Source organism: Cupriavidus sp. WKF15, assembly GCF_029278605.1.
Classification (GTDB): domain Bacteria; phylum Pseudomonadota; class Gammaproteobacteria; order Burkholderiales; family Burkholderiaceae; genus Cupriavidus.
In genome coordinates this window covers 1,534,834-1,548,260 of sequence record NZ_CP119572.1, presented here as the reverse complement: position 1 = coordinate 1,548,260, position 13,427 = coordinate 1,534,834, and the positions used below count along the sequence as shown (strand labels likewise).

The following is a 13,427-nucleotide window of genomic DNA, read 5'->3' as shown; positions in this document are numbered from 1 at the left end:
GCTATGCGAGCCCGAGATGTATTCTTGGCAACTGATCTCCCGCCTCGGCGAGAGCGCATATTTGTTGCCCAGCGCGCTGTTTATCGCGCTGTGGCTATGCTACCGGCGTACACCCGGCAGCGCACTGCTTTGGCTGGCGGCCGTCGCGGTCGCCGCGGGCCTCACGCTCATATCGAAGCTCGCGTTCATGGGATGGGGCATGGGCATCCCCGCACTCGATTTCACCGGCGTATCCGGCCATAGCGCGGTGTCCGCAGCTGTCCTCCCCGTACTGCTATATTTGTCCGCCCCAACAACACGCCACGGGCTCGCGCGATTCAGCGCGTACTGCGGCGTTGGGTTGGCACTTCTGATTGGCTGGTCCCGCCTGGTCCTGCACACGCACTCCTTGTCCGAGGTGTTAGCCGGGCTGACGTTGGGGCTGGCCGCTAGCCTGACTTTCCTCAACTGGCGGAGGGCCAACGCACTACCGCGGAGCGTGGCGCCGCTGATCGGCACCCTGGCATTCTTCTCCGCCATACATGGATTGCCCGTTCCCTACTTTGTCGACAATACCCATTACTGGGTCGAACGTACCGCGGTTCGGCTATCGGGGCGTGATTTTCCCTACCGCCGCGGCGAACGCGGCTAAATCGCGCGCTGGATGCATTAGCGATGTCGTGGGCGCTTGCAAGCCCGTCCGGCGATGGCAGTTCGCGTTCGGCAGGCTTTAATTATTTGCTCGGCAACAGTTCCAGCGAAGCGATTTGACTGGAAGGCCCTCCATGTCAGGATAGTTGTCGCCTCGCCGCCTTTCGATGAAGGACAATGGAGGGCGGAAGCGGTTTTGGGTAATGAAGCGCTATTCGGACGAGTTCAAGGAGTTGGTGGTCGAGCAGATGATGCCGCCCTTGAACCGATCAGTGGCGGAGCTAGCCAAGGAAACGGGTGTCACGACAGTGAGCCTGCGCACTTGGCGCCACGAGGCTCGAGAACAAGGAAAAGTTGTGCCAGGCAACGGCAAGCAGAGTGACAAATGGTCCAGCGCGGACAAGTTCCGGGTGGTGCTCGAAACAGCGCCTCTGAGTGAAGCGGAGTTGTCCGAATACTGCCGCAGGAAGGGCATTCAACCCGAGCAGATCCGGCAGTGGCGTGCTGCCTGCGAGCAGGCCAATGCGCCTGAGCGGGTCAGGTTGAGCCTGGCGCAGCGCCGCGAGGAACAAGCCGCCAAGAAGCAGATTCGGGACCTGGAGCGCGAACTCAAGCGCAAGGATGCGGCACTGGCTGAGACCGCGGCGCTGCTGGTTCTCAGAAAAAAAGCCGAGGCGATCTGGGGAAGGGACGAGGAGGACTGATCAACGTCTCGGATCGCCGCGAAGCCATTGCGTTGATCGATGAAGCGGTGGGCGGCGGTGCGCGCCAGTCCAACGCCTGCAAGGAACTGGGCTTGAACGAGCGCACCTTGCAGCGCTGGCGCCATACGCCGGAGGATGGCCGCCCGGGCGCGCAGCGCCCGGTGCCGGCCAACAAGCTCAGCGAGGGCGAGCGGCAGGCCGTGCTGGCCGCCGCTAACAGTCCCGGCTACGAGAGTCTGACGCCGCACCAGATCGTGCCAAAGCTGGCCGACGAGGGGCGCTACCTGGCCTCGGAATCGACGTTTTACCGCGTGCTTAAGGCCGAAGGCCAAGCGCACCGGCGCGGGCGCACCCACAACGCCAAGTCCCGTGCGCCGACCACGCACCGTGCCGATGACCGCAACCAGGTGTGGTGCTGGGATATCACGTGGATGCCCACCACGGTGAAGGGCCGCTTCTTCTACTGGTACATGATGCAGGACATCTACAGCCGCAAGCTGGTGGTCAATGAAGTGCATGAAAGCGAGTCGGAGGAACATGCCAAGCGGCTGCTCGAACTGGGCTGTCTGCGCGAGCAAACGGCTGGCCGGCCGCTGGTGCTGCACTCGGACAATGGCAGCGTCATGAAGGGGCTGAGTATGCGCGCTGCGATGCACGAATTGGGCGTGGTGCCCTCATACAGTCGTCCGCGCGTGAGCAACGACAACGCTTACGCCGAAGCGTTGTTCCGCACGGCCAAGTACTGTCCGCTATGGCCTGAGCGGCCGTTCGACACGTTGGAGCAGGCGCGCGACTGGGTATATCGGTTCGTGCGTTGGTACAACGAGGAACACCGCCACAGCGGGCTGAAATACGTCACGCCGAACCAGCGGCACAGTGGAGAAGCGAAGCCCCTGCTGGCACGACGCATGATGGTGTATCAGGCCGCCCGTGCCCGGCATCCGCAGCGCTGGTCGCGAGGGATCCGGAATTGGGAGTTGGATCCCGTGGTCTATCTAAACCCGGAACGGGCCGAGCAGGAACCTACGGAGTACAAAAAGGCAGCATAGCGGCGGACGCGACAACTACCTTGACACACACCGAAGGCCCGATAACAAAGGGCGCCCTAAGGCGCCCCCCGGCGGCGGCCAGTGACTGATCCCCCTCCCAGCCGCCTGGCGCACGCGGAGGCAGTGTATCAATGGCGTCCACCTGAACTTTCCCCTCCTGGGAGGGGTGGCAACGTTACTGCCGCACAGGCGGTTTCCGCGCTCGCAGGCCTGCCAGATGCTTCGCGCGAAAGCGTATTCACTCGATGCAAGTGCACCTGAATGCAAGCGTTCGGGCAGGGTCCGTCGTCAGCTGCCACCGTTTCCTTACCCCACATAAGTATGACCAAACTTCTGAGGGGTACCCATCATGCTGCATCGCAACACAATGGATCCAGGCAAGCTGACCCTTTGCCGACTTTGTGGGTGTAGGAGCATCCCCTTTGCCCCTACACCCTCTTCTTTTATGGCTGGCATTGCTCTGCCCGTGACAGCCGCTCACGTAGGCACCAATGAAGCCCGGGATGACCGCCGCAATGCCATCACTGCATCCCGGCGGCTTAAAAAAATCGATTCCCACATCCTTGCTAACGCCCGTGGCATTCGCCCCGATTTCGCGCGAGTAGCGAACATTCCCTTACGGCTAACCCCCTTGCGTCCGTCCATCACTTCGCATCATGAAGACTTCTGAATACTTGCGACAAATTGCAGCGGAACTGTCGAACATCATCGAGAAAAACGATGTAGCGACCTCCAATGAAAGTGCGCTTCGTAGCCTGAATCAGATCCATGCCCGGATTCATCTTGCCTGGGCCAGAAACCTGATCGGTAGATTACTAATCAAAGCCGAATTGCTTTACCGCGACCCGCCCCCCGACGATGCAATCGCACATAGCCTGCTCGCTAGCATGCGAGCCTACATTCGGGGACTCCGAGAAGGCGCTGCAGCAGCTGAGCAACGCAACGACTAGCGCGTCCAGGAAAGCCTGAAGAAAAACCGTCCGAAGGCGGCTGCAAGGTTCAATCCTGGTACCGGTCTGCCTATCCGCTCAGATCAGGAAGCGGCTTAGGTCGTGCGATGCTCATGACGTGTCGGCGGACCTACATCAGCTCAGTCTGGTTTATCCCCTACTTCGATGGGATCGGATAATCAGGTGTGTCGGTAGAATGGGTTGCGGCGCAACATAGATTAAGACTCGGCCTCGATCAGGTCCTGCACCTCGCTTGTGCGCCCGCTCATAGAAAGGAGCCCGCGGTGAAAAAGCTATCCCTCTTGATACTTGCGCTAGTGGCTGGAAACACCATTGCAGGACAGCGTCTCAGCGCGGCCAGCTACGGCCAGTCTGGCCAGTACGGCCAGTACGGCCAGTACGGCGGTGCCACCTACGGCTCCAGCCAACCAATGCAAAGCTACTCCGCGGCTGGCGTCAACGCCGATATTGGACAGAGCTATAGCGCTGGCAGAGCAGCAGGCGCCTCCCAGCTTGGAACCTCAGCGCCCCAAGGCGGAATAACCAAGTCCCTGCAGCATCCGCCATCTACGTACCCGTCCACGGACAGCAGGCTACCAAGGGCGCCGAAATGAACGAGTTCATCGAATTTCAACCCCATCACCGGTAAGCTGAAATGCTCTACGTGCTTTCCTTCGTCGTCTTCGAGGCGGCGTGGTTTGTCCCATTCCGGGCGGTGTTCAGGGCCGCGCATTTCAATGCGCTGTATGCCTATCTCTCTCTGGTCCCATTTCTTGGTCCACTCGCTTGCATCTGGATCCTCGCGTCCAAGCCGTGGCCACTGAGATCAAAACTAGTTCGTATGCCAACCTCATAAGGCCCCCCTTAGAAAGCGGCTGAGAGCCTGAAGCGCACCTCGGTCGTTGCTTCCTGAAGCCCATCGCGTTTCCATGGCGGACCGCTTTTCTCATTACAACTCAGAAAATGACTCTGTCAATTACCGAGTGCATGGATAAGCAGTTGCTGCATGCGGTGTTCCAGCCCATCGGCATCCTTTCGTCGGGAGAGATACTGGGCTACGAAGCATTGCTGCGTGGACCGGCGGGGTCCGATATGGAAAACCCCTTGGCGCTCTTTGGTCAAGCTCAACGTGAAGACTGCCTGCTTCATCTGGAGCTTTTTGCAAGCAGACTTAGCGTAAGTACTTTCGCAAAAGCACGGCTTCCCGGCAAGCTCTTCTTGAACTTCAGTGCCGCAGCGATCCGGGAGATCATCAGCTGGGAAGACGATCTGCGCGAATTCCCGGGAGCGATGCAATTTCCCATCGACCGAATCGTCATCGAGCTAACAGAGCAGGCAAGCCCCGAGCCCATATCGTCCCTTGAAACTTCCCTTCGGTACATGCGCAAGGCAGGGGCGCAATTCGCCCTGGACGACTTCGGTGCCGGAAATTCCAACCTTGACCTGTGGATTAGACTACAGCCCGATTACATCAAGGTTGATCGATCGATTGTCGCCGGTGTGGCGCGGTCAGCGTTCCGCCTCGAAGCGGTGCGTCACCTGCAAGGACTCGCAAAGCTCGGACATGCGCAACTCATAGCAGAAGGCGTCGAGACTGTGGAAGACCTGATAGTCTGTCGCGATATTGGTATCACATATGCCCAAGGCTTTATCCTGGGAAAGCCGAATGCTTTGCCGGCAGTTACTCTGCCCGGACACTCACTGGGTCTGTTTGGTAGACACCGCCTCTGATATAAAAAAAAGCACCGCGCATGCGGTGCTTGAATGGGAAATTCAAAAAATGAAGAACGATAATGTTACCATTTTTCCCAATTAACGAAATTCAAATTTTCTAAAATCAGTTTTTAGCCAGAGCACCAAGCAAACAGTTCAAGAGTCACCCGCCGGAGCGTGTTCGATCAAGGAAACGCCGATTGAGAACACTCCTCCGTGCGACAACGAGCCGCGTCGGCAGGCAACTTGTTCCTCTGGCACGGTTCGCCCCACGGTGTCCGCCCCGCCCCTAGTGCGTCGTCGACTGCGTCCAGATCGAAGCTGTGTTTGAAGTCGCCCGCAGTCAGGTACGTACCAATAAACCTGCCAAACGCATCGAGCTGCACCTGTGAGGTCAGCCCTGCGCTGCCGCCAACGGCTGGGCAGATGATCCATGTCGTTCCTTCTTTGGCGAAGACCCGCAAGCGCCTCACTTGATCAGCCGGCTGAATTGAGTGCTCTTCGCTGGTAAGCGCACCAAGCGAAAAAGCTTCGATGTACTCGTCCGTGTACCGATGGCTCAGACAAACAACTACCTTTGGGCGCCACCGGGCGCGCGTCTTTGCAAGAAAGCGGAAGCGCTCGCCGTGCCGGCACAATTCCTCGTAGCGCGACTGCGGGACGAGTTCGGGCTGGCCTCGAAACGCCTTCGACCAGGTCGTTCGCCCATTGAAATGGGAAGACAGGGGAAACAGGCTCAGCCTGAACTCGGTTCCCCATGGCGCGTAGAGATGGCGCCAGTAGTACTGTTCCCAGTCGTTGTCCGTGAGCCGAACGCCTAGCGCTTCAGCTCGCGCGGCGGCCATGATGCGGGCAACGTACTGATGGCCGAGCCACTTGCCCATGCTTTCCCGGTGCTCATGGCGAAACACAGCGTCCCAGGCGGGCGGTGCCACAAGCGGCTGCAGCGGCGTGACGAGGGGCTTCGACGATGTAGCGCTTCTATCGCATATCCAAACGGGAGCACTTGGGTTGCCTCCTTCCATTCCTACGAACGAGGCAAAATAACGATCCAACTCCTGACGCGAGAATACCCCTGATTGCCGCATATTATCCCTTACTACCCAATGGGACCCCTATACATCCAATGCCCCAACATGCCGTCGCCCGTGGGCGCGCGTGCCGCTGTGGTCGCTATAAATTGTTCTGCAGATAATGGGGGGAACGGTGAACGGAACCAGTACGGCTTCGTCGTTTGCATCGTTATGCTGACGGGATCTTTTGTAGTGTCCCGTGTGATGCCATGCCACCCGTGAGCGCTGGTCGTTCCTGGAGATCTCTGGTCGGCCCGCTTAATGACGGGGCTAGCCCCGTACCCTCCGCGCCGTGCGTTCATCCAGCCGTGTGGCTGCCGCCAGACTAAGCGTATGCTTGACAAAAAAGAAGGCTGACCTTGCGCGGGTCCCGAGCCAGTTTCGTTCGCACCAATGAAGCGTCACCATTGGTTTGTCGATAGCAGACCGGCAATAATATTGTTAATCTTTCTTCCGACACATTGCCGCGCGACATTCCAACACAACCGCCATCTTTATTCCACGACATCTCTGCAATTGGTGCTACTTTAACCAAGGTCGCCAGAAATAGAAATTACAATATTTTAATGTCAGAGATAAATCAATTTGCTGCAACGCAGCATGTCCGGGGATCGATATCTTTCCACCCCTCCGCGGAGGGGATAGAAATATGCTGCCGGAGCTTGCGCTCGCTGAAAAGAAGATGGCGACTACACACGACCGTCTCCTATGAGCCAGGCCAAGTGGTGGCACGCTTCTAGTCAATCGCTAACTTAGGAAGTGGGGTTCATCTCAGCAAGCCGCCCAGCTCGTCTCAAAAAGCCAGCCCGGATCTCGAATTCAGAACCCGGAGAAGCGAATGCCGACCGAAGCGTATCCGTAGTAGCGATCCATCTTTCCAGCCGTCGCGGCGTTGTAGAGAAACGGGATCGTTCCGACGAAATTGTGCAACGACGCCTGGCCGCGCAGGAACACCTCCACGTTCTTCACTGCGGCATAGGAAAGCTCGAGCCCCAGCGTATGATTGGAACGTACTGGCGAGTGGCCATAGTTATGCGTGCTGTCGTCGACATTGCTACGCAACAGATACTGGAACTGATAGCCTAATCGTGCGGCGAAGTTCTGGTACTTCCAGCGCCATGAACCTCCGAGGTTCAGGTAGCCAGCCATGTAGCTGAAATCGTCGTTGAGATTCATACCGAACTGCCCCGCGTCGACAGCGAACGAGGCAGACTGCAGACGGGTATTACCCACCGCGCACGGGGATGCCAGCGCGCCGCGGGCTATATTGTCCGACCCGATGGCGACATTGAAATTGCAATTACCGCGCTGCAGCCGGGTATTGATACTACCGAGCGTCACACGGCTGACACCAAGCCCGAGGAAACCGGTGAGCTGGTTACGCTCGCTAAGCTCCCCTGAGAAGATGACGTCGGCCTGACCCTGGATGTCGTTTGCGCCGTTCACCGTGACACTGTTGAAAGTGGTGTTGCGTACCGTGAGCGGCGAAGAGCGTGTCAGGCTGCCGCCGTAGTCACCCCACAGCGCGAATCGCGTCATTATGCGGTCACGTGCGCCCGGCTCGGCAAGTGGATCATAGTGCAGAGCCAGCATCCAGCTGTCGATATGGTTCGTGTCCACACCGTAGTCGATATTTCGGCGCCAGTAAGTCGCTGAGCCCGACCAATGTGGCGAGAACTTGTACGCCAGCATGAGTTTTCCGCCCCGGTAGTCGCCAGCATTGTCCGGTACGGCGCCTTGGCTTTGCCGTAGGTGCAAGACGTCCACGGCGTTATTGACCATGTCGTAGCTGGCTTCTATCCGCAACGATGTGAACTCTCCCGAAGCGGGCTCGGCCTGCATGAATACATCGTCCGGAGCGGCGCTGGCTGCGCCCATACATGACAAGCCCAGCATCATGGCACAGGCCTGGTTTAGCCGGCGCTTGTGAAACCGCTGCATAGGAAACTCCGAGGCCACTGGGCGAGCCTCATGCGTGACGAACTCCCGGGAGCTCGACGCAGTCACAAAATGAACCCGGCCATCCGGCGAATAGTGCAATAAGACAAGCGTTCGGATGACCGGGGCGTGGCCTTCCCCATCGATGCGGAAGGCCGGGCAAGGCTGCGTTTACGGGTTGAGCGTCACCGTGGTCTTGAGGCCATCACCGGTCACCTTGGCCACGTCCGTCGCTACCGAAGCGGTCTTGGCCTTCTGTACGTTACCGTCGACCAAGGTACCCAGTTTCACACCCTTGCCACTGATTCCCGTTACAGCAAACGTTACGGGGAACGTGCTGACCGACTTCGGCGTAAGGGAATCAACCTGCGCCTGGCTCAACGCACCGGCGGACTTGAGTTTGCCGAGGAACACGGTGAACGGGAGATTCAGCGAGCCGCCGTTGGCGCTGTCGAACAAATTGTCCGCCACGGCATTGGTCAGGCTTGCGGCAGCCGTCAGATTGCCGCTGATGCGGAAAGAATATGACGTGTTGGCCGGCACCACGGCATTCACCAGTTGCGACCCATTGAATGTCAGCGTCACGTTCTCGATGATGACATCGACCTCATTCCCGCCATAGTTATAGCTCAGTCCGGCACGCACTTGCGACGCACCGCCCCCGAAGGCATCACCGTTCTGCGTCACGGCGACTTTGATAGAGCTCAGCGTGCCGCCGGATACCGAGATTGCATCGGTGATCGGATATGACAAGCCGTTGATCGTAAGGTTTGCAAGCTGGAGATAATTGCTTAGCTTGACCGCGTTCACCACGGTGTTAATAGCGCTGCTGTCCACCGCACTGCCCAGGGTCGAGGCTGCCTGCTGGATCGCGGCAGTATTGCCAGTCGACACAGCATCGCCAAGCTTGGCCAGGTTGGCCGTGTTCGAAGCATCACTCAACGCGGCCGGCGTCACGGCCTTGACCAGTGCCGTGGTCGCAGTGGACTGGGCGCTCTCGGTTACGGCGTTCAGCGATCCGCTAGCCTTCAGCTTAGACAGCGTGTCGGCCGGGCTGCTGCTCAACACAATGGCGTTCAGCGCAGTGTTCACGCTCGACACCTGGCTCGTGATGACCGGACCGGCCAGTGCGGCAACGTTGGCTGCCACGGCGGCAATGTTCGACTGCAGGCTCGCTGGCAGGCCAGGCTTGGCGTTCTGCACAGCGCTGGACACCACGTTCGTGACCAGCGTGCTGCTGGTCAGGTCAGCCGTGCCCGACGCACCGGCCACAGCGCTGGCCACCGCCTTGGATGCCGCTGCGGCCGCATCCGAGGCGCTCAGCGTGCCTCCGGTGGCCAGGCCCGTCAGGGTCTTTGCAACCTGGTCGACCAGTTGCTGCACCACCACCGCTGCCTTGAGCGCGGCCGCGTCTTGCATCGGGTCCAGTGTGGTCAGGTCTTTGCCCGTCAGGCCGAGCTTCGTCGCCAGGGCCGCCGCTTGATCCGGCCCGAGTTGCGCCACCAGGGTGGTCAGGGGCGAGATCACCGGTGTCACCCCTTGCTTGTATGCCACCGCCGGTGCCTGCAGCACCCCGGTGAACGGCTGGTTGGTACCGATATCGGTGCCGCCAGTTACCTTCAGCGCGCTCTTAGTGCAACCATCCGGAAAGGTGAAGTCGCCGGTTGCATTCGTCGTCGCGGTCTTGTTTCCGCAATCGAGGAAGGTGACCGTCGCACCGGACAGGTAGAAGTCAACCGCCTTGCCGTTCACAGCTGCCTGGGGAGGCATGCTCGAGTCGTCGCCGCCTCCGCAGGCAACTAGCGTGGCCACGGCAGCCGCCATGATGCCGAGGGTGAAGATGAAACGGGTGTTGGTTTGCACGCTGCTCTCTCCTGAGATCGATACTTCGATACGTCGAAACATGGTCGGAATCCTGCGACGGAAAACTGCCGCGCGCAGTCGCCGACGCCCTACACTGCGCTGCCTTGCCACGCTTGCCTGCAGTTCGCCGCCGGCACACAGATAAACAAATCTCTAAATCTGTGTCACCCCTACTTGGCGGGGGAAAGCAGTTGCTTGCTCATCTGTCGTCGTGCCGAGTGCAGCAAAATCGTCCGCTCCTAACCAGCCGGCAATGTATTGCCCCATGGCGTCGAGCAACACATCGGACGTCAGTCCCGCTGCGCCGGCGAGGGCCGGGCAGATGATCCACGTGGTGCTGTCGTGCGTCAGCACGCGCAGGGTCTTGGGCTGGTCTGCGGGTTGCAAGACGTGGTCCACGCCGCGCACATTCCTGAGGCCGAAGGCCTGCACAAAATCCTCGGTGTGCCGTTCGCCCAGGCACACCACCACCTTTGGCTTCCAGAGTTGGCGGATCTCATCGATGAAGGCGAATCGCGGACCGTCCCGACAAAGATCGAGGTAACGCTGCTTGGGCAAGAGCTCCGGCTGTCCGCGAAACGCCTTGGACCATGGTGTCTGATTGATCAGGCGTGCTGGCAGAGGAAACAGGCTAAGCTTGAACTCAGCGCCGCGCGGCGCATACAAATGACGGTCGAAATAATGCTTCCAGTCCTGATCGCCTATGGCTTCGTTGAGTATCTGCGCGCGCGCTGCTGACATGATCCGTGCGATCTTCTGGTGGGACTGCCAGCGGGCCATGTGATCGCGGTTCTGGTGACGGTACGCAGCGTCCCATGCGCCGGGCTGCCGGAGCGGGACAAGCGGCGCCACCAGCGCCTCACCTCTCGGATGCGGTGAGCTGTCACAAAACCAAACTCCTGCGCGCGGATTCCCCCCTTCCATCCCTACGTACGAGGCGAAATAAGAATTCAGCTGCTCACGCGTAAATGCTTCAGAACGTTCTGCCTTTTTCATCCCTGTACTGCTTTTTTTTTAATGGAGGATGCAGAAACGCTGAGCGGACTCAGTAATTTGTGCACCACACAATCAAGCGGTTTGGATTCTGCAGGCGAAATCGATTTAACTTTTCCCCACATGCGAGGGGTTCGTTGCTATCTCTGCTCCCTTCTTGAGAAGGGTAACGAAATGAACCATCTCACGGCATTCGCGCGCGCGAGCGCGGCGATCGCGACAATCGCGTAGCGCATCGGGCTAAAAACGCGCGCCCTCAAGTCAAGGCTGCGTAGGGCGCTGCGCCGTCTTGCAGTGCTCACACACAATCCGCCAACCATGCAATCGCCGGTTCGGTGCAAGCGCATCTATACCGGTTCTTTCGTCGGTGTTTTCGCGACGGCATCCGTCTGGACGGGCAGCCCTTATCCAACCGTGAGCGACCCGCTCTGCCACAACGCGATTCAAAGCCGGCACGCTTTCCCTTCCGATGAAGGGTACCGGCGCATCTCGCTGCAACGCACTATTCGCACCTGAAACACGAAGCACACCGGCGCCATTAGCGCGCCGGCAAAAGAGAGCGTTGCAGTTCCATGGGGCGGTCCTCGAGAGAGCGATTGTCGGCCATCAACCCGTTGACCGATCCCACACCATCGAACCGACTGCTGCGAAGCAGTCCCGCAAGACTCTGCTTCGTCGCACCATGAGCATGCGCATCCAAGACGCACGCCATGCCACGAGCCTGGCCGCCACTGCGCGCGGACTACAAGTTCGGAGGAGACAAAAAGGGCATGGGCGCTCGCTTGAGCGCCCATTACTCGACCGCTTTCGGGGGAAAGCAAATGGGCATCTATCGCGATATGTTTGCCAGGCACCACGACCAGCTCGCGCTGATGGTTCGCCTTCTCGACGCCGGCGCCATCTGGCTTGCGGCAATCCTGGCCAGCGAGGTGCGTTTTGCCACCGCGCACGCGCCGGTCCACCTCTTCGTCCAGTACTTTGGCTGCGCGATTGCGTTCATCGTGTTGCCCGGGTTCGACCTCTACAGCTCGTGGCGCGGCCGCAGCCTGTTCTCGCTGGCCACGCGCCTGGTGTCGGCCTGGAGCCTGGTCTGGCTGATCAGCCTGCTGCTGACCTATCTGCTGCACGAGGCCGACAACCTCTCACGCTTGTGGATGGCCTACTGGTACGTCTTCTCCCTGGCCGCCCTCCTGGCCCTGCGCGTGGCCAGCCGCGCCGTACTCAACCTGGTGCGCATTACCGGCGGCAATAGCAAGCGCGTGCTCATTGTCGGCTTTGGCCGTACCGGCCAGGAAATGTACCGCCGCGCGATCGCCAGCCACGCCACCGGATACAAGGTCAGCGGTATCTATGCTCCCGAAGGCGAGCCCACGCCGGAAGGACGCTCCCGCATAACGGACAGGGCCCAGATCCCCGACTTCGCGCGAGAGCATGAGGTCGATGAGATCTGGCTCACCCTGCCGATGAGCGAGTACCGCCTGATGCAGGAGATCAACTTCTCGCTGCGCAATGACTTCATCGACATCAAATGGATGCCGAGCGTGCTCGACTTTGACCTGCTCAACCACAACGTCGGCAATTTCCTCGGCATGCCGGCGGTGGAGATGAACAAGCCGCCCTCGCTCGGCGTGCGCGGCACAATCAAGGCGATCTTTGATCGCACCTTTGCCGCGCTTGTCCTACTCGCCCTGTCGCCGCTGTTCCTGATCATTGCTGTCCTGATCAAGCGCGGCTCGCCGGGCCCTGTCTTCTTCAGGCAGGAACGGCTCGGCCTGGACGGCCGCGTCATCCACGTCTACAAGTTCCGCAGCATGAAGGTCCATACCGAACATGGCACCGTCACGCAGGCTACCAAAGGCGACAGCCGCATTACGCCGATCGGCGCCTTCCTGCGCCGTACCAGCCTGGATGAGTTGCCGCAGTTCATCAATGTGCTCAGGGGCGAGATGAGCGTGGTTGGGCCGAGGCCGCACGCCATGGCGCATAACAATATGTACAAGGAGCAGTTGGACTTCTATATGCTTCGCCACCGGGTTAAGCCCGGGATCACGGGGTGGGCGCAGATCAATGGTTATCGTGGTGAGACCGACACGTTGGACAAGATGGCCAAGCGGGTGGAGCACGACATTTTCTATATCCGTAACTGGTCGTTTTGGATGGATGTGAGGATTATTTTTTGGACGGCTTTCAAGGGATGGACGGGGCGGAATGCATACTGATCTGTCGCGTCGAAGCGCGCAGGCGCTCAACCGGGAGTATGGCGACAAGCTGATGCACCTGTGTGCGTACGCCTGCCTGGCTTGCGCCATCTTCCTGGCCTCTTTCCGGGCCATCATCACGCTGCTTAGCGTTGCCATGCTGGGCAAGCCTGGACGAAGTTATCCAGGGCTTCTTTCCATACCGCTCGTCCAACTTTGCGGATCTGCTCACGGACCTGACGGCAGCGTTAGCCGCCATTGCCTTGCTCGCACTGGTCAACGCATTCGTAAACGCAATGGCGCGTAAAGACGCCTG

10 protein-coding genes are annotated in these 13,427 nt (G+C 59.5%); 6 read left to right on the top strand and 4 right to left on the bottom strand.

What is annotated here, in order from left to right; translation table 11 throughout:
• Window positions 1-16 precede the first annotated feature (16 nt).
• From CupriaWKF_RS07305 to CupriaWKF_RS07290, 4 genes are all read left to right on the top strand, one after another.
• Window positions 17-631: a phosphatase PAP2 family protein gene (locus CupriaWKF_RS07305; RefSeq protein ID WP_276100306.1), complete on the top strand. Its 615-nt coding sequence runs from the start codon at window positions 17-19 to the stop codon at window positions 629-631.
• A 202-nt stretch (window positions 632-833) separates the two neighbouring features.
• Window positions 834-2,383 (top strand): IS3 family transposase gene (locus tag CupriaWKF_RS07300; RefSeq protein WP_276100043.1). Its coding sequence is split into 2 segments (ribosomal slippage): window positions 834-1,302 and window positions 1,302-2,383, totalling 1,551 coding nucleotides; the frame shifts between segments, so codons are not numbered across the junction.
• A gap of 656 nt (window positions 2,384-3,039) precedes the next feature.
• Window positions 3,040-3,333, top strand: coding sequence for a hypothetical protein (locus tag CupriaWKF_RS07295; protein ID WP_276100305.1), 294 nt, complete (start codon window positions 3,040-3,042; stop codon window positions 3,331-3,333).
• Window positions 3,334-4,320: 987 nt separating this feature from the next.
• Window positions 4,321-5,064 carry an EAL domain-containing protein gene (locus CupriaWKF_RS07290; protein WP_276100303.1) on the top strand — a complete coding sequence of 248 codons (744 nt, stop codon included), beginning with the start codon at window positions 4,321-4,323 and terminating at the stop codon, window positions 5,062-5,064.
• Window positions 5,065-5,231: 167 nt separating this feature from the next.
• Here the strand turns inward: CupriaWKF_RS07290 and CupriaWKF_RS07285 are convergent, their stop codons facing one another.
• The 4 genes from CupriaWKF_RS07285 to CupriaWKF_RS07270 all read right to left on the bottom strand — a co-directional run bounded on the left by CupriaWKF_RS07285 (window position 5,232) and on the right by CupriaWKF_RS07270 (window position 10,916).
• A complete protein-coding gene (locus CupriaWKF_RS07285) occupies window positions 5,232-5,930 on the bottom strand; it encodes a transcriptional regulator (RefSeq protein ID WP_276100302.1) in 699 nt (232 codons plus the stop codon).
• Between the two features lie 1,008 nt (window positions 5,931-6,938).
• Window positions 6,939-8,060 (bottom strand): hypothetical protein, encoded by a 1,122-nt coding sequence (locus CupriaWKF_RS07280; RefSeq protein ID WP_276100301.1) that lies wholly within the window; start codon window positions 8,058-8,060, stop codon window positions 6,939-6,941.
• Between the two features lie 168 nt (window positions 8,061-8,228).
• On the bottom strand, window positions 8,229-9,962 hold the full coding sequence (locus tag CupriaWKF_RS07275) for a hypothetical protein (protein ID WP_276100706.1): 1,734 nt from the start codon (window positions 9,960-9,962) through the stop codon (window positions 8,229-8,231).
• 111 nt (window positions 9,963-10,073) lie between these two features.
• On the bottom strand, window positions 10,074-10,916 hold the full coding sequence (locus CupriaWKF_RS07270) for a transcriptional regulator (protein ID WP_276100300.1): 843 nt from the start codon (window positions 10,914-10,916) through the stop codon (window positions 10,074-10,076).
• An 836-nt stretch (window positions 10,917-11,752) separates the two neighbouring features.
• On the opposite strand from CupriaWKF_RS07270, the gene CupriaWKF_RS07265 reads away from it, so the two are divergent.
• Window positions 11,753-13,132: an undecaprenyl-phosphate glucose phosphotransferase gene (locus CupriaWKF_RS07265; RefSeq protein ID WP_276100705.1), complete on the top strand. Its 1,380-nt coding sequence runs from the start codon at window positions 11,753-11,755 to the stop codon at window positions 13,130-13,132.
• Window positions 13,122-13,418, top strand: a complete 297-nt coding sequence (locus CupriaWKF_RS07260) for a hypothetical protein (protein ID WP_276100299.1) — start codon at window positions 13,122-13,124, stop codon at window positions 13,416-13,418. Before CupriaWKF_RS07265 ends, CupriaWKF_RS07260 begins: the two co-directional genes overlap by 11 nt.
• Window positions 13,419-13,427 lie beyond the last annotated feature (9 nt).